Below are 15,533 nucleotides of genomic sequence, written 5' to 3' on the forward strand. Positions count from 1 at the left end.
ATGAGGAGGGAATATGTCCCAGTCGATTGGCGTGATCATTCTCGCGGCCGGATCGGGCAGCCGTTTCCGTCAGGTCGCAGGCCCGGACAAGGATAAATTGCTGGCCGATTGCACGGGGCGCGACGGTGCCGTGCGGTCGGTGATCGAGCAGGTGTTAGTGAATCTCCCAGCTTCCTTGGAAAAGCGCGTGCTGGTGACCGGCCCGGAGCGTCCGCAGGCCATTCGTATGGCCCAGGCCTACGGCTGCGATTTCGTGGAACTGGACTCGCCCGGCTTGGGGGACAGCATCGCTGCCGGCGTCCAGGCTTGCCCGGACCTTGATGGCTGGCTGATTTTGCTCGGCGACATGCCGTTCATACTGCCGTCGAGCATCGAGCAGGTGAGGGCGGCGATCCGTGAGGATGGCATCAGTGTGCCGGTCCTTGCCGGTGAATACGGGCATCCGGTGGGGTTTGGGCGTGAGTTTGGAGCGAAACTAATGGCGCTCACCGGGGATCGCGGCGCCAAGATATTGTTTGCTGGGGCGCAAGTGGTCGAAGTACCGGTGGATGACCCTGGTGTTGTTTGGGATGTCGATGTGCCAGAGGCACTGACCTTCAAATAACAGACGACGCAAAACCCTGTGGGAGCGGGCTTGCTCGCGAAAGCGGTCTGACATTCACCATTGAGGTAAGCTGGCCCGACGCCTTCGCGAGCAAGCCCGCTCCCACATTGGATCTTCATGGGCATAAGTCTTGTGCCTGGTCCCAGACCCACTGTGGATAAGTCTGCAGGCATAAAAAAGCCCCGCCTGGCATGACCAGGCGGGGCTTTTTACTGGGCGGTGGAATCAGGCGTGAGGTTTAGGCTCGTGCTCTTTTTCCAGGGCTTCAGTGTGACGCGGCGCGATTTCTTCAGCAGTGTGCTGAGGTGCGTCGATTTCCGGAGCTGATTCAGCCGGGGTTTCCGCGACCGGGGCAGGGGCTGCCTCGACTGCTTCCACCACTGGAGCTGGCTCGGCAGCAGGCGCTTGAGCGGCGGCAGCGGCAGCTTGTTCGGCTTCCTTCTGCAGGCGCTCGGCTTCACGCTTGCGACGGCGCACTTCGCGCGGATCGTTCGGCGCACGGCCGTTCGGGGTCAGGGCGCTGACAGGTGCAGGCGCTTCAACCGGTGCAGGTGCTTCAACCACCACGGGGGCTTCGACCACTGGAGCCGGCTCGACCACTTCTGGTTCGACCGCTTTCACTGGCTCTGGTGTCGGCTCAGGCTCGACAACCGGTGCCGGTGCGGCTGGCTCGGCGGTCCAGTTGAACGCAGTCTGCTCCTCGCGGGCAGGCTCTGGTGCCTTTTCCTCGGCCGGTGCTTCGAAGGCTGGCTCAGCGGTTGCCACGGGTTGCTCGACGACCGGTGCAGGCTCGGCGACCACTTCAGTTTCAGGTGCCTGGGCTTCACGGGCCGGGGCGACTTCCACTTCTGGCGAAGCAGTGGTTTCTACCGGGGTAGTGGCTTCGACTACGGGGGCTTCGGCAACCGGCGCGCTTTCCACCGTGGCGGTGGCGCGTTCGGCTTGTTCGTGAGCCTGGGCTTCGGCCGGAGCGCTGATCGCGCTGCTGGCAACGGCCGCAGTCACGGCCAGGCCAGCGGCCAGGTCCGCAGTGCTTGGCGCTTCGGCGTTCTCGGTGGACTCGGACTCTTCCGAGCCTTCGATCACGTTGCCGTTGGCGTCGCGCTGACGTTCACGACGGTTGCTGCGACGACGCTGGCCACGGGAGCGGCGGCGTGGACGATCGCCTTCGGCGGTGTCCTGGCCATCTTCCTGCAACTGCTCTTCGGTGTTCAGCACTTCTTCTTCGCTGGCAGCGGCGGCTGCCTGCTCGGCACGTGGCTGACGTTCTTCACGTGGAGGACGCGGTGCACGTTCTTCACGCGGCTGGCGGGCCGGACGCTCTTCAGCAGTGGCGGCAGCCGCGGCCGGAGCGGCATCCAGTGGCTCGCGCAGTTCGCGAACACGTTCTTCACGCTCGCCACGAGGCTTGCGCTCTTCACGCGGTGCACGTGGTTGGCGTTCTTCACGCGGCGGACGTGGTGCGCGCTCTTCGCGGGCTACGGCTGGCGCTTCCTCACGGGCTTCGCGCGGCTGGCGTTCTTCACGCGGCTCACGTGGTGCGCGCTCTTCACGCGGTGCACGTTCTTCGCGAGGCTTGCGTTCTTCGTCGCGACGACCGTTGCGGTTGCGGGTCTGCTGGCGACCGTTGCGGCGTTCTTCGTTGCGGGCAGGACGCTCGGTGGCGGCAGGCTTGGCGACAACGGCTGGCGCGGCAGGCTCTTCCTTGGTGGCGAACAGGCTGACCAGCGACTTCACCAGGCCCTTGAACAGGCTCGGTTCTGGTGCGGCGGCCGGGGCGGCAACCGGAGCGGCCATTTCGGTCGGAACCGGAGCGTTGGCACGGGCCGGAGCGGTCTTGACCGCTGCTTCCTGGCGAACCAGGGTGCGCGTGGCGGCAGCCGGCTGGACTTCTTCCACTTCGGCAGCAGCCGCAGCGATTTCGTAGCTGGACTGGTTGGTGTGGGCTTCCGGGCTGTCATCGCGCAGGCGCTGCACTTCGAAGTGCGGCGTCTCGAGGTGATCGTTCGGCAGGATGACGATGCGGGCCCGGGTGCGCAGTTCGATCTTGGTGATCGAATTGCGTTTTTCGTTGAGCAGGAACGCGGCCACCGGGATCGGCACCTGGGCGCGAACTTCGGCGGTGCGGTCTTTCAGGGCTTCTTCTTCGATCAGGCGCAGGATCGCCAGGGACAGCGACTCGACGTCACGAATGATGCCGGTGCCGTTGCAGCGAGGGCAGACGATGCCGCTGCTTTCGCCCAGGGACGGACGCAGGCGCTGACGGGACATTTCCAGCAGGCCGAAGCGCGAGATGCGACCGACCTGTACCCGGGCGCGGTCGGCTTCCAGGCATTCACGGACCTTTTCTTCCACGGCGCGCTGGTTCTTGGCCGGGGTCATGTCGATGAAGTCGATGACGATCAGGCCGCCGATGTCGCGCAGGCGCAACTGACGGGCGATTTCCTCGGCGGCTTCAAGGTTGGTCTGCAGGGCGGTTTCTTCGATGTCGCTGCCTTTGGTGGCGCGCGCCGAGTTGATGTCGATGGACACCAGTGCTTCGGTCGGATCGATGACGATGGAGCCGCCGGACGGCAGTTCGACGACGCGCTGGAAAGCGGTCTCGATCTGGCTTTCGATCTGGAAACGGTTGAACAGCGGAACGCTGTCTTCGTACAGCTTGATCTTGCTGGCGTACTGCGGCATCACCTGGCGAATGAAGGTCAGGGCTTCGTCCTGGGCTTCGACGCTGTCGATCAGCACTTCGCCGATGTCCTGGCGCAGGTAATCGCGGATGGCGCGGATGATCACGTTGCTTTCCTGGTAGATCAGGAACGGCGCGGAGCGATCCAGCGAGGCTTCTTTGATGGCAGTCCACAGTTGCAGCAGGTAGTCGAGGTCCCACTGCATTTCTTCGCTGCTGCGGCCAAGGCCGGCGGTGCGAACGATCAGGCCCATGTCAGCCGGGGTGACCAGGCCATTGAGGGCTTCACGCAGTTCGTTGCGCTCTTCGCCTTCGATGCGGCGGGAGATGCCGCCGGCACGCGGGTTGTTCGGCATCAGGACCAGGTAACGACCGGCCAGGCTGATGAAGGTGGTCAGGGCGGCGCCCTTGTTGCCACGTTCTTCTTTTTCGACCTGGACGATGACTTCCTGGCCTTCGCTCAGGACGTCCTTGATATTGACGCGGCCTTCAGGGGCTTTCTTGAAGTATTCGCGGGAGATTTCTTTGAGGGGCAGGAAGCCGTGGCGCTCGGAGCCGAAATCGACAAAGGCAGCCTCAAGGCTTGGTTCGATGCGAGTAATCCGGCCTTTATAGATGTTGGCCTTCTTCTGCTCGCGTGCACCGGATTCGATATCCAGGTCGTAGAGGCGCTGGCCGTCTACCAGTGCAACACGCAACTCTTCGGGTTGAGTCGCGTTAATCAGCATTCTTTTCATGTAGTACCGTCGGTTTCCGGGCTGCCGGAAACGGCGTTCGGCACACACGACTTCTCACGGTCGGTGTCAGGTGCGTCCTGGATATGGCAGGGCCAATCCAGTGTCCAGCGAGTTCGACCCAATGATGGCGAAGTCGCGACGGACGCGTCCTGCTTGCTGGTACTCAAGCACTCAGTCAGGAGGAGGAATCAACCGGCGTCTGTGGACGAGATGAAGCGTCTAAATATAAGCCTAGTGCTACACAGACCGACGGTTGTACATCTCCACCCTACACGTATCCCTGATAATTCGGGTGCTGCCGCGCGCAGAATCCGCAGCGGGTTGGCATTTACCGTGAGCTCCGGAAGGGGAGGTCACGCATCATGGCTAATTTAGGCGTTGTTTCCGAAGCTCTCGCTCGGGGTCGTTCGCAGCTGACTGCACTTTGTGAACTGGCCGTGAATGTGGCGCGCAAGGCGAGTCAAAACCCTGCTTTGCGGCGTATTTCAGGCCTCATGTCACCTGCGCTCGTTACACCTGCAAACTCTACCGTTACGTAGCGAAAGCCCCGTAGGACGGCCTCTCGTCCTCGTGAATTGCGTTGGTCAGGGCCGGTTTTTGACCGTTAGTCCGCTGTCCAGCCACTTTTGGCGGCGTTCGCGACTATAGCAGCAATGATTAAGTGCTTCAATTCCATAAAAAATTGTTATGATCGCCGCCATGACAACTACTGCCCCTTCGACCCCTGGCGTTCAACTGCTCGAGGTCTCGCCGGAATATGCCGGCCAACGAATCGATAACTTCCTGCTGGCCCGGCTCAAAGGCGTGCCCAAGACCTTGATCTATCGCATTTTGCGCAAAGGCGAAGTGCGGGTGAACAAAGGTCGGATCAAGCCCGAATACAAGCTGCAGGCTGGTGACGTCGTGCGCGTGCCACCGGTTCGCGTGCCCGAACGCGATGAGCCGGTGCCCCTTGCCCAAGGGTTGCTGCAGCGCCTCGAGGCGTCGATTGTCTATGAAGACAAGGCCCTGATCGTGATCAACAAGCCCGCAGGCATTGCGGTTCACGGCGGCAGCGGCCTGAACTTCGGTGTGATCGAAGCCTTTCGTCAGTTGCGTCCGGACGCCAAGGAGCTGGAGCTGGTCCATCGCCTCGACCGCGACACCTCCGGCCTGCTGATGATCGCCAAGAAGCGCAGCATGTTGCGTCACCTGCACGAGCAATTGCGCGGCGACGGCGTCGACAAGCGTTACATGGCGCTGGTGCGTGGCCGCTGGGAAACCGCCGTCAAGCAAGTCCGGGCGCCGTTGCTCAAGAGCAACCTGCGTTCCGGCGAGCGCATGGTCGAAGTCAACGAGGAGGGCAAGGAGGCGCTGACAGTGTTCAAGGTGCTGCGTCGCTTCGACGACTTCGCCACCCTGGTCGAGGCCAAGCCGGTGACCGGACGTACCCACCAGATTCGTGTCCATACTTTGCACGCCGGGCATTGCATTGCCGGTGACAGCAAGTATGGCGATGACGATTTCACCAAGGAAATCCGCGATCTGGGCGGCAAGCGGCTGTTCCTCCATGCCTACATGCTGACCGTGCCGCTGCCCGATGGCGGCGAGCTGAAATTGCAGGCTCCGGTGGATGACATGTGGGCCAAGACCGTGGAGCGGTTGAGTGCATCCTGACTACAAACTGCTGATCTTCGATTGGGACGGCACTCTGGCGAACTCCATTGGTCGGATCGTGGAGGCGATGCATGTCGCATCGGATCGCATGGGGTTTGCCCGGTGCGATGACTTCGCGGTCAAAGGCATCATTGGTCTCGGATTGCCGGAAGCCATTCGCAGCCTGTATCCGGCCATTGACGACGATGAACTGCTGGTTTTTCGCCAGCATTACGCCGATCGCTACATTGCCCTGGAAGCCGAGCCTTCACCATTGTTCGATGGTGTGGTGGAAACGCTCCAGGCCTTGCGGGCCGAGGGTTACCGTCTGGCGGTTGCGACCGGGAAAGCTCGTCGGGGCTTGGATCGGGTATTGAAGTCCCATGGCTGGGAGGAATATTTCGATATCACCCGGGCCGCGGATGAAACCGCCAGCAAGCCGCATCCGTTGATGCTCGAGCAGATCCTGGCGCATTGCAACATGCGGCCGGAGCAGGCGTTGATGGTGGGGGATTCGTCGTTCGACCTGCAGATGGCGCGCAATGCCGGCATGGACTCGGTGGCGGTCAGCTACGGGGCTCAGACCATCGAGGCGCTACGGGTATTCGAGCCGCGACTGGCCATTGATCATTTTTCTGAGTTGCACGCCTGGCTGAGCCGGCGGGCCCTTTAAGTTTTGCTGGGGATTCACCCATGACCGATGAATGGAAAGCACCCGTCAAGGCGAGCGCCGAGAATGGTGATGACAAAAGCTGGAAGCTGCTGGAGAAAACCTTGCTCGCTGGCGTGCAGGAACAGCGTCGCGCCCGTCGTTGGGGGATCTTCTTCAAGTCGCTGACCTTTATTTACCTCTTTCTTGCGCTGGCGTTGTTCACGCCGCTGATGGACATGGAAAAAAGCGCCGTCGCTGGCTCTGCGTACACCGCCTTGATCAATATCGAGGGCATGATCGCCGACAAGGAGCCTGCCAGCGCCGACAACATTGTCGGCAGCCTGCGGGCCGCCTTCGAGGATCCTAAGGTCAAGGGCGTGGTGCTGCGCATCAACAGTCCGGGTGGCAGTCCGGTGCAGTCGGGGTACGTCTATGACGAGATCGTTCGGTTGCGTGCATTGCACCCGGATATCAAGGTGTATGCGGTGATTTCCGATCTCGGTGCTTCCGGTGCCTATTACATTGCCAGTGCGGCGGACCAGATCTATGCCGACAAGGCCAGCCTGGTGGGCTCCATTGGCGTGACGGCGGCCGGCTATGGTTTTGTCGGGACCATGGAGAAACTGGGTGTGGAGCGTCGGGTGTATACCTCCGGCGAGCATAAATCCTTCCTTGATCCGTTCCAGCCGCAAAAGCCCGAAGAAACCGCTTTTTGGCAAGGTGTGCTCGACACGACCCACAAGCAATTCATTGCCAGCGTCAAGAAAGGCCGGGGCGAGCGCTTGAAGGATAAGGAACATCCGGAGCTGTTCTCCGGGCTGGTCTGGTCGGGGGAGCAGGCATTGCCGCTGGGCCTGATCGATGGCTTGGGCAGTGCCAGTTCGGTGGCGCGGGACGTGATCGGCCAGAAGGATCTGGTGGACTTCACCATCGAAGAATCGCCGTTCGACCGCTTCTCGAAAAAACTGGGGGCGAGCATTGCCGAGCATCTGGCGATGTGGATGGGCTTCCAGGGGCCCGCACTGCGCTAGCTCGGTGCCGCGCATGGTCTCTCTGTGGCGAGGGGATTTATCCCCGCTGGGCTGCAAAGCAGCCCCCTCAATCGGCCTGATACACCGAGGTGTCAGTCTTCAGGGTCGCTCCGCGCCCCAGCGGGGATAAAACCCCTCGCCATAAGTTGGTGCCTGGTCCAGTTGCGCCTGGGTGTGGGTTTTCAGGGGATCTGCACGCCCTCGACCAGCAACATATCCACAAGACGAATCAGCGGCAGGCCGATCAGGCTGGTGGCGTCCGGCCCTTCGGTGCTCTGGAACAGGCTCACGCCCAGCCCCTCGGCCTTGAAACTGCCGGCGCAGTCGTAGGGTTGCTCGGCCCGCAGGTAGCGTTCGACGCGCGCCGTGTCCAGCAAGCGCATGTTCACGGTAAACGGGACACAATCGACCTGGCAGGTGCCGGTCTGGCTGTTGAGCAGTGCCAGGCCGGTCAGGAACGTGACCTTGGCACCGCTGGCGGCCAGCAGTTGTTCGCGAGCATTCTCGAAGGTATGAGGCTTGCCCAGGATGCGTTCGCCGAGCACGGCGACCTGGTCTGAGCCGATGATCAGGTGCGCCGGATGGCTGCCAGCCAGTGCCAGGGCTTTTTCCCGGGCCAGACGCTTGACCAGTTCGGGGGCGCTCTCGCCGGGGCGATGGCTTTCGTCGATGTCGGGTGAGCTGCAGACGAACGGCAGTCCCAGGCGGGCAAGCAATTCCCGGCGATAGACCGAGCTTGAGGCAAGTAATAAAGGCAACATGGGCAGCTCCAAGAGGCAGGGGCGAATTCTAGCGAGGTGCGCAAGTGACGGACAGGGCTGAATTTCCTTTGACATGGCCGGGGGCATCCCTATAATGCTGCGCCTATGTTGAATGACCCGATTCCACCTCACGTTGACCCGCGCAAATTGGCTGACCGTGGCACCACCCTTCAAGGTGAACTGCTGCTGGCCGATTTGAAGAGACTCTGCGACCCGCTTTCCGACGATGTCGGTACGGTCCAGGCCAAATTCGTTTTTGAACGAGATGAACGTAAATCTGTGGTTATCCACAGCTTTATCGACACTGAAGTCAAAATGGTTTGCCAGCGTTGTCTTGAGCTGGTCACCCTGCCGATCCACAGCGAATGCAGTTACGCCGTGGTGAAGGAGGGTGCGAATACCCAGTCGTTGCCGAAAGGTTATGACGTGCTGGAACTGGGCGAAGATCCATTGGATCTGCAGTCACTGATCGAGGAGGAGCTTCTGCTCGCCTTGCCCATTGTGCCTGCTCATCATCCGGAAGAATGCCAGCAGCCGGCGGGAGCAGATGAGCCCGAACCGAGCGAGGACGAGGTAACGCGGTCCAACCCGTTCAGTGTATTGGCGCAGTTAAAGCGTGACCCAAACGTTTAGGAGTTAATCAATTATGGCTGTTCAGCAGAACAAAAAATCCCGCTCTGCCCGTGACATGCGCCGTTCGCACGACGCTCTCGAGGCTAGCACCCTGTCTGTAGAAAAAACCACTGGTGAAGTTCACCTGCGTCACCACGTATCGCCAGAAGGCGTATACCGTGGCCGTAAAGTGATCGACAAGGGCGCCGACGAGTAATCACTTGTCCGCTCAAGTCATCGCGATTGACGCAATGGGCGGGGACTTCGGTCCCCGCAGCATTGTTCAGGCCAGCCTTGCTTGCCTGAATGCTACACCCTCGTTGCACCTGACCCTCGTCGGTCAATCCTCCCTTCTAGAAGAAATGCTCAGCGGCCAATCGGCTGTGGATCGCGCGCGCCTGACCATTGTCCCGGCGTCCGAAATCATCACCATGGACGAAAAACCGGCCCAGGCCCTGCGCGGCAAGCCTGACGCCTCTATGCGGGTAGCGCTTGAGCTTCTGCGCGATGGCAAGGTCCAGGCATGTGTCAGTGCCGGCAATACCGGTGCGCTGATGGCGCTGTCGCGCTACGTCCTCAAGACCTTGCCGGGTATCGATCGGCCTGCGATGGTGGCGGCGATCCCGACCCAGCGTGGGATCTGCCAGTTGCTCGACCTGGGGGCCAACGTCGATTGCAGTGCCGAACATTTGCTGCAATTTGCGGTGATGGGCTCGGTAGCGGCTGAAACCCTGGGCGTCGTGCGTCCTCGTGTGGCATTGCTGAACATCGGCACCGAAGACATCAAGGGCAACCAGCAAGTCAAGCTGGCGGCCACGCTATTGCAGGGCGCGCGGGGAATCAACTACATCGGCTTCGTCGAAGGCGATGGCTTGTACCGTGGCGAGGCCGATGTGGTGGTATGCGATGGCTTCGTTGGCAATATCCTGCTCAAGTCCAGCGAGGGGCTGGCCACCATGATTGGCCAGCGTATCGAGACCTTGTTCAAGCAAAGTCTGGTCTCGCGGGCAGTCGGCGCCCTGGCGCTGCCGTTGATGCGTCGGTTGCAGGCGGACCTGGCGCCGGCGCGGCACAACGGTGCGAGTTTCCTCGGGTTGCAGGGTATCGTGATCAAGAGCCACGGTTCGGCGGGCGTGCAGGGTTTCCAGAGTGCGATCAACCGAGCGGTGATCGAAATCCAGGAGAACCTGCCGGAGCGCCTGCATGGTCGCCTCGAGGATTTGTTAACTTAGGCGTTTTCGTCCGACAATGCTTAAATGTGACCGGTCGGTTTGAGCCGCCATCCAACTCTCAGTTTCCTAGCGCCCCCAGGGGCGTCAATTTTTGACGACAAGATCATTAGGGGCTTTGTTTTCATGTCTGCTTCCCTCGCATTCGTCTTTCCAGGACAGGGCTCGCAGTCCCTCGGCATGCTGGCCGAGCTGGGCGCGCAATACCCGTTGATCCTCGAAACATTCAAAGAAGCTTCCGATGCGCTCGGCTATGACCTCTGGGCACTGACCCAGCAAGGGCCGGAAGAGCGCCTCAATCAAACCGACAAAACCCAGCCGGCCATCCTGACTGCCTCGATCGCTCTGTGGCGCCTGTGGCTGGCTGAGGGTGGTGCGCGCCCGGCGTTCGTCGCCGGTCACAGCCTGGGCGAATACAGCGCCCTCGTCGCCGCTGGCAGCCTGAGCCTGGGCGAGGCGGTGAAACTGGTGGAGCGTCGTGGCCAGTTGATGCAGGAAGCTGTTCCGGCCGGGCAGGGCGGCATGGCCGCGATCCTCGGCCTGGAAGACGCCGATGTGCTGGCCGCCTGTGCCGAAGCGGCGCAAGGCGATGTGGTCAGTGCGGTGAACTTCAACTCCCCGGGCCAGGTGGTGATAGCCGGTGCCAAGGCGGCTGTCGAGCGCGCCATCGAAGGTTGCAAGGCACGTGGTGCCAAGCGCGCCATGCCACTGCCGGTCAGCGTGCCGTCGCACTGCGAGCTGATGCGTCCGGCTGCCGAGCGCTTTGCCGAATCCATTGCCGCCATCGACTGGCAGGCCCCGCAGATTCCCGTGGTGCAGAACGTCAGCGCCAACGTGGCGGCGGATCTCGAGACCCTCAAGCGTGATCTGCTGGAGCAACTCTACAAGCCGGTTCGCTGGGTCGAATCGGTACAGACCCTGGCGGCCAAGGGCGCGACCGAACTGGTCGAATGCGGTCCTGGTAAAGTGCTGGCAGGCCTGAACAAACGCTGCGCCGAAGGCGTGTCGACTTCCAATCTCAACACCCCAGACGCCTTCGCTGCCGCTCGTGCAGCGCAGGCCTGAACAGGAGAAGCTTGCATGAGTCTGCAAGGTAAAGTTGCACTGGTGACCGGTGCAAGCCGTGGCATCGGCCAGGCCATTGCCCTGGAACTGGGTCGTCAAGGCGCCATCGTTGTTGGTACCGCGACTTCCGCTTCGGGCGCCGAGCGTATCGCTGCGACCCTGAAGGAAAATGACATCCAAGGCACCGGTCTTGAGCTGAATGTCACCAGCGACGAATCCGTTGCGGCGGTGCTGGCAAGCATTCAGGAGCAGTTCGGGGCGCCGGCGATCCTGGTCAATAATGCCGGTATCACCCGCGATAACCTGATGATGCGCATGAAAGATGACGAATGGTTCGATGTGATCGATACCAACCTGAACAGTCTGTACCGGCTGTCCAAGGGCGTTTTGCGTGGCATGACCAAGGCGCGCTGGGGACGAATTATCAGTATTGGCTCGGTTGTGGGTGCCATGGGCAACGCAGGCCAAGTAAACTATGCTGCGGCGAAGGCCGGTCTGGAAGGTTTCAGCCGTGCGTTGGCGCGTGAAGTGGGTTCGCGCTCGATTACGGTAAACTCGGTCGCACCGGGTTTCATCGATACCGACATGACCCGCGAACTGCCAGAAGCACAGCGTGAAGCCTTGTTGACGCAGATTCCGCTGGGTCGTCTGGGGCAAGCTCAAGAAATCGCGTCCGTGGTCGCTTTTCTTGCGTCGGACGGTGCGGCATACGTGACCGGGGCTACAATCCCGGTAAACGGCGGGATGTACATGAGTTAAATGTGACGGATTGCTTCAAAAAAATGTCATACGAGCTGTCTAAAATCCGTTATAAAGCTGCAATCAATTTATAGACGGCGGGCCGCGGGGTCTGAGGAGTGAAGCTTTCGGTTGAAAAACCGAAAAGTTCTTCTATACACTTACCCACCGGCCAGCTGCCTGAATTTGTCCATTAGGAGTGAAAACAAGGTATGAGCACCATCGAAGAGCGCGTCAAGAAAATCGTTGCCGAGCAACTGGGCGTTAAAGAAGAAGAAGTTGTGAACACCGCTTCCTTCGTTGAAGACCTGGGTGCCGACTCCCTTGACACCGTTGAGCTGGTGATGGCTCTGGAAGAGGAATTCGAGACCGAGATTCCTGACGAAGAAGCTGAGAAGATCACTACTGTACAAGCTGCTATCGACTACGTTACTGCCCACCAGGCGTAATCGTTTTTAGTCGTCGCTAGCTGTCATGGAAAAACCGCACTGCCATCACGGCGTGCGGTTTTTTCTTTAGGCCTGATGCAAAGTCGTCATTAGAAAAAGGAGAGTGCTGTGTCGCGTAGACGCGTCGTAGTCACCGGTATGGGTATGTTGTCGCCACTGGGCACGGATGTGCCGAGCAGTTGGCAGGGCATTCTGGCTGGCCGCAGTGGCATTGGTCTGATCGAACACACCGACCTTTCTGCCTATTCCACCCGTTTTGGCGGCTCGGTAAAGGGCTTCAATGTCGAGGAATACCTGTCGGTCAAGGAAGCCCGCAAACTTGACCTGTTCATTCAATACGGCCTGGCAGCCGGTTTCCAGGCAGTGCGTAATGCTGGCCTGGAGGTCACCGACGCCAACCGTGAACGCATCGGCGTGGCCATGGGCTCGGGTATTGGCGGCTTGACCAATATCGAAGAAACCAGCCGCACGCTGCACGATTCGGGACCGCGACGGATTTCTCCGTTTTTCGTGCCGGGCTCGATCATCAACATGATTTCCGGTTTCCTGTCCATCCACCTGGGTGCCCAGGGACCCAACTACGCCATTTCCACGGCGTGCACCACCGGTACCCACTGTATCGGCATGGCCGCGCGCAACATCATGTACGACGAAGCCGACGTGATGATTGCCGGTGGCGCCGAGATGGCGGCGTGTGGCTTGGGTATGGGGGGCTTCGGTGCCTCCCGTGCGTTGTCCACCCGCAACGACGAACCGGCCCGGGCGAGCCGCCCGTGGGACAAGGGGCGCGATGGTTTCGTGCTGTCCGACGGTGCCGGTGCGTTGGTGCTCGAAGAGCTGGAACACGCCAAGGCACGTGGCGCGACCATCTATGCCGAACTGATCGGCTTTGGTACCAGTGGCGACGCCTACCACATGACCTCGCCACCGGCCGATGGCGCCGGTGCCGCCCGTTGTATCGCCAACGCCTTGCGTGACGCGAAAATCAACGGCGAGCAGGTGCAATACATCAACGCCCACGGCACTTCGACCCCGGCCGGCGACTTGGCCGAAGCCCAGGCGATCAAGACCGTGTTCGGCGAGCACGCGTACAAGCTGGCGGTCAGTTCGACCAAGTCCATGACCGGTCACCTGCTGGGTGCGGCAGGGGCGGTGGAAGCGATCTTCAGCGTCCTGGCGATCAACAGCCAGACCGCGCCGCCGACCATCAACCTCGATGAGCCGGACGAAGGCTGCGACCTGGACTTCGTGCCGCACACCGCCCGCAGCATGGACATCGATGTGGTGCTGTCCAACTCCTTCGGCTTTGGCGGGACCAACGGTTCGCTGGTGTTTCGCCGGTTCGCCGGTTGATGGAGAGCTGGGTCGACGGTCAGCCGGCCGACCTCCTGTCGCTGAAAGATCGCGGCCTGGCTTACGGCGATGGGTTGTTCGAGACCATCGCCGTGCACGATGGCGGGCCCGTGCTGCTGGACCGTCACCTGCAACGCCTGGAGGCAGGTTGCCGGCGGTTGGCGCTCAATGTCGACATGAACGCGTTGAGCGCTGAACTGATTGCCTATGCCCGGGGCCTGGGTGACGGCGTGCTGAAGCTGATCGTGACCCGTGGCGACAGTCTGCGCGGTTATGCCGCTGATCCCTCGGCCATGGCCCGGCGCATCCTGCAAGGGAGCCCGCCGGCCACTTATCCCGCGGCCCATGCCGAACAAGGCATTCGCCTGTTTCCTTGTAGCGTGCGCTTGTCCGAGCAGCCCTTGCTCGCCGGCCTCAAGCATCTCAATCGCCTTGAACAAGTGCTGGCCCGTTCCGAATGGGCCGACTCGGAACATGCCGAAGGCTTGATGCTGGATACGTCCGCACGGGTGATCGAGGGTGTGTTCAGCAACCTGTTCCTGGTGCGCGATGGCGTATTGTTCACGGCGGACTTGAGCCGTTGCGGCGTGGCTGGTGTGATGCGCGCGGAATTATTGTTTCAAGCCAAGTCCCAAGGCATCGCCACGCAAATCACGGACATCAGCCTCGAACAGTTGCACCAGGCCGACGAAGTCTTCGTCTGCAACAGCGTATATGGCGTGTGGCCGGTACGTGGATGCGGTTCGGCGCGCTGGTCGGTTGGCCCGCTCACCCGTAAACTGCAGACCCTTGCCCGTGCGCTATTGGATGCTTGATTCGTGAGACGTAAATTCTTGCTGCTGCTGGAGACCGGGCTGGTCCTGGCAGGGCTGTTGTTGGGGGCTTCGGCCTGGAAGATCCATTCGGCGCTGCAACAGCCGCTGAACATCACCCAGGAAGAATTGCTGGACGTGCCCAACGGAACCACCCCGACCGGAACCCTCAAGCGCCTCGAAGCCGACGGCCTGATCAGGGACGCCTTCTGGCTGCGGATCTATTGGCGTTTCAATCTCGCTGACCAGCCGTTGCACTCCGGTGAATATCGGATGGTGCCAGGCATGACGATGGAAGGCCTGATCGGTGTCTGGAAGCGCGGTGAAGTGGTGCAGTACAGCGTGACGCTGGTGGAAGGCTGGAATTTCCGCCAGGTGCGCGCAGCGTTGGCCAAGGATGAAAAGCTCCAGCAGACCCTCACCGACCTGAGCGACAGCCAGGTCATGGAGCGTATCGGCCACCCCGGGATATTTCCCGAAGGCCGGTTCTTTCCGGACACCTATCGCTTCGTGCGTGGCACCTCGGATGTCGATTTGCTGAAAAAAGCCTACGACCGCCTGGAAGACGTGCTCGCCAAGGAATGGGCACAGCGTTCCGCCGATGTGCCTTACACCCAGCCGTATCAAGCGCTGATCATGGCGTCCCTGGTGGAGAAGGAAACCGGTGTGCCCCAGGAACGCGGGCAGATTGCCGGCGTCTTTGTACGGCGCATGCGCCTGGGTATGCTGCTGCAAACCGACCCCACGGTGATCTACGGCCTGGGCGAGCGCTACACTGGCAAGCTCACCCGTGCCCATCTCAAGGAAGAAAATCCGTACAACACCTACTTGGTTCCGGGCCTGCCACCAACGCCGATTGCGATGGTGGGACGCGAGGCGATTCATGCGGCATTGAACCCGACGTCGGGCAATAGCCTTTACTTCGTCGCGCGCGGTGATGGCAGCCATGTGTTTTCCGATGACCTGGAGTCGCACAACAACGCGGTGCGCGAATTCCAGCTCAAGCGCCGTGCCGACTACCGCTCCAGCCCGGCCCCGGCAACCCCGGACGAGCAGGCGCCGATCCCGGCGGCATCTCCCGACACGGCGCCTGAAGACGTGCCCCAGGTACCGCCCCAGCAACCTGCCCCCGAACCGGATGCCAGCGAGCCGCCGAGCTCGCAATGAATATT

15 protein-coding genes are annotated in these 15,533 nt (G+C 61.2%); 13 read left to right on the top strand and 2 right to left on the bottom strand.

Annotated elements, in window-relative coordinates; all coding sequences use genetic code 11:
- Positions 1 to 13: 13 nt before the first annotated feature.
- Positions 14 to 604, top strand: coding sequence for a nucleotidyltransferase family protein (locus AC30D9_RS22480; protein ID WP_490144866.1), 591 nt, complete (start codon positions 14 to 16; stop codon positions 602 to 604).
- 225 nt (positions 605 to 829) lie between these two features.
- On the opposite strand, the gene rne is transcribed toward AC30D9_RS22480, so the two are convergent.
- Entirely contained in the window at positions 830 to 4,024 is a 3,195-nt protein-coding gene (rne, locus tag AC30D9_RS22485; RefSeq protein ID WP_490144867.1) for a ribonuclease E, read from the bottom strand.
- A 699-nt stretch (positions 4,025 to 4,723) separates the two neighbouring features.
- On the opposite strand from rne, the gene rluC reads away from it, so the two are divergent.
- From rluC to AC30D9_RS22500, 3 genes are read left to right on the top strand one after another with little or no spacing between them, the layout of a single operon-like run.
- Positions 4,724 to 5,680, top strand: a complete 957-nt coding sequence (rluC, locus tag AC30D9_RS22490; protein ID WP_134925256.1) for a 23S rRNA pseudouridine(955/2504/2580) synthase RluC — start codon at positions 4,724 to 4,726, stop codon at positions 5,678 to 5,680.
- The gene (locus AC30D9_RS22495; RefSeq protein WP_307573946.1) at positions 5,670 to 6,332 is read left to right on the top strand and encodes an HAD-IIIA family hydrolase; all 663 of its coding nucleotides are present in this window, start codon (positions 5,670 to 5,672) and stop codon (positions 6,330 to 6,332) included. Before rluC ends, AC30D9_RS22495 begins: the two co-directional genes overlap by 11 nt.
- Positions 6,333 to 6,352: 20 nt before the next feature.
- Positions 6,353 to 7,342: a S49 family peptidase gene (locus AC30D9_RS22500; protein WP_134925254.1), complete on the top strand. Its 990-nt coding sequence runs from the start codon at positions 6,353 to 6,355 to the stop codon at positions 7,340 to 7,342.
- A 182-nt stretch (positions 7,343 to 7,524) separates the two neighbouring features.
- On the opposite strand, the gene AC30D9_RS22505 is transcribed toward AC30D9_RS22500, so the two are convergent.
- A complete protein-coding gene (locus AC30D9_RS22505) occupies positions 7,525 to 8,103 on the bottom strand; it encodes a Maf family protein (RefSeq protein WP_307573944.1) in 579 nt (192 codons plus the stop codon).
- 105 nt (positions 8,104 to 8,208) lie between these two features.
- Here AC30D9_RS22505 and AC30D9_RS22510 point away from each other — a divergent pair, with 105 nt between their 5' ends.
- The 9 genes from AC30D9_RS22510 (at position 8,209) to mltG (ending at position 15,528) form a co-directional block, all read left to right on the top strand.
- Complete coding sequence (locus tag AC30D9_RS22510; RefSeq protein WP_003204262.1) at positions 8,209 to 8,736, top strand: YceD family protein; 528 nt, start codon at positions 8,209 to 8,211, stop codon at positions 8,734 to 8,736.
- Between the two features lie 13 nt (positions 8,737 to 8,749).
- Complete coding sequence (gene rpmF / locus AC30D9_RS22515; RefSeq protein ID WP_003179396.1) at positions 8,750 to 8,932, top strand: 50S ribosomal protein L32; 183 nt, start codon at positions 8,750 to 8,752, stop codon at positions 8,930 to 8,932.
- A gap of 4 nt (positions 8,933 to 8,936) precedes the next feature.
- A complete protein-coding gene (gene plsX, locus AC30D9_RS22520) occupies positions 8,937 to 9,947 on the top strand; it encodes a phosphate acyltransferase PlsX (RefSeq protein ID WP_134925252.1) in 1,011 nt (336 codons plus the stop codon).
- A gap of 123 nt (positions 9,948 to 10,070) precedes the next feature.
- On the top strand, positions 10,071 to 11,009 hold the full coding sequence (gene fabD, locus AC30D9_RS22525; RefSeq protein ID WP_307573940.1) for an ACP S-malonyltransferase: 939 nt from the start codon (positions 10,071 to 10,073) through the stop codon (positions 11,007 to 11,009).
- Between the two features lie 15 nt (positions 11,010 to 11,024).
- Positions 11,025 to 11,768, top strand: coding sequence for a 3-oxoacyl-ACP reductase FabG (fabG, locus tag AC30D9_RS22530; protein ID WP_025214858.1), 744 nt, complete (start codon positions 11,025 to 11,027; stop codon positions 11,766 to 11,768).
- Positions 11,769 to 11,959: 191 nt separating this feature from the next.
- On the top strand, positions 11,960 to 12,196 hold the full coding sequence (gene acpP, locus AC30D9_RS22535) for an acyl carrier protein (RefSeq protein ID WP_007987170.1): 237 nt from the start codon (positions 11,960 to 11,962) through the stop codon (positions 12,194 to 12,196).
- A 108-nt stretch (positions 12,197 to 12,304) separates the two neighbouring features.
- The gene (gene fabF / locus AC30D9_RS22540) at positions 12,305 to 13,549 is read left to right on the top strand and encodes a beta-ketoacyl-ACP synthase II (protein WP_134925250.1); all 1,245 of its coding nucleotides are present in this window, start codon (positions 12,305 to 12,307) and stop codon (positions 13,547 to 13,549) included.
- Positions 13,549 to 14,364 (top strand): aminodeoxychorismate lyase, encoded by an 816-nt coding sequence (pabC, locus tag AC30D9_RS22545; protein ID WP_490144868.1) that lies wholly within the window; start codon positions 13,549 to 13,551, stop codon positions 14,362 to 14,364. Before fabF ends, pabC begins: the two co-directional genes overlap by 1 nt.
- A gap of 3 nt (positions 14,365 to 14,367) precedes the next feature.
- The gene (gene mltG / locus AC30D9_RS22550; RefSeq protein ID WP_490144869.1) at positions 14,368 to 15,528 is read left to right on the top strand and encodes an endolytic transglycosylase MltG; all 1,161 of its coding nucleotides are present in this window, start codon (positions 14,368 to 14,370) and stop codon (positions 15,526 to 15,528) included.
- Positions 15,529 to 15,533: the final 5 nt, after the last annotated feature.

Source organism: Pseudomonas sp. DF11 (assembly GCF_058148565.1).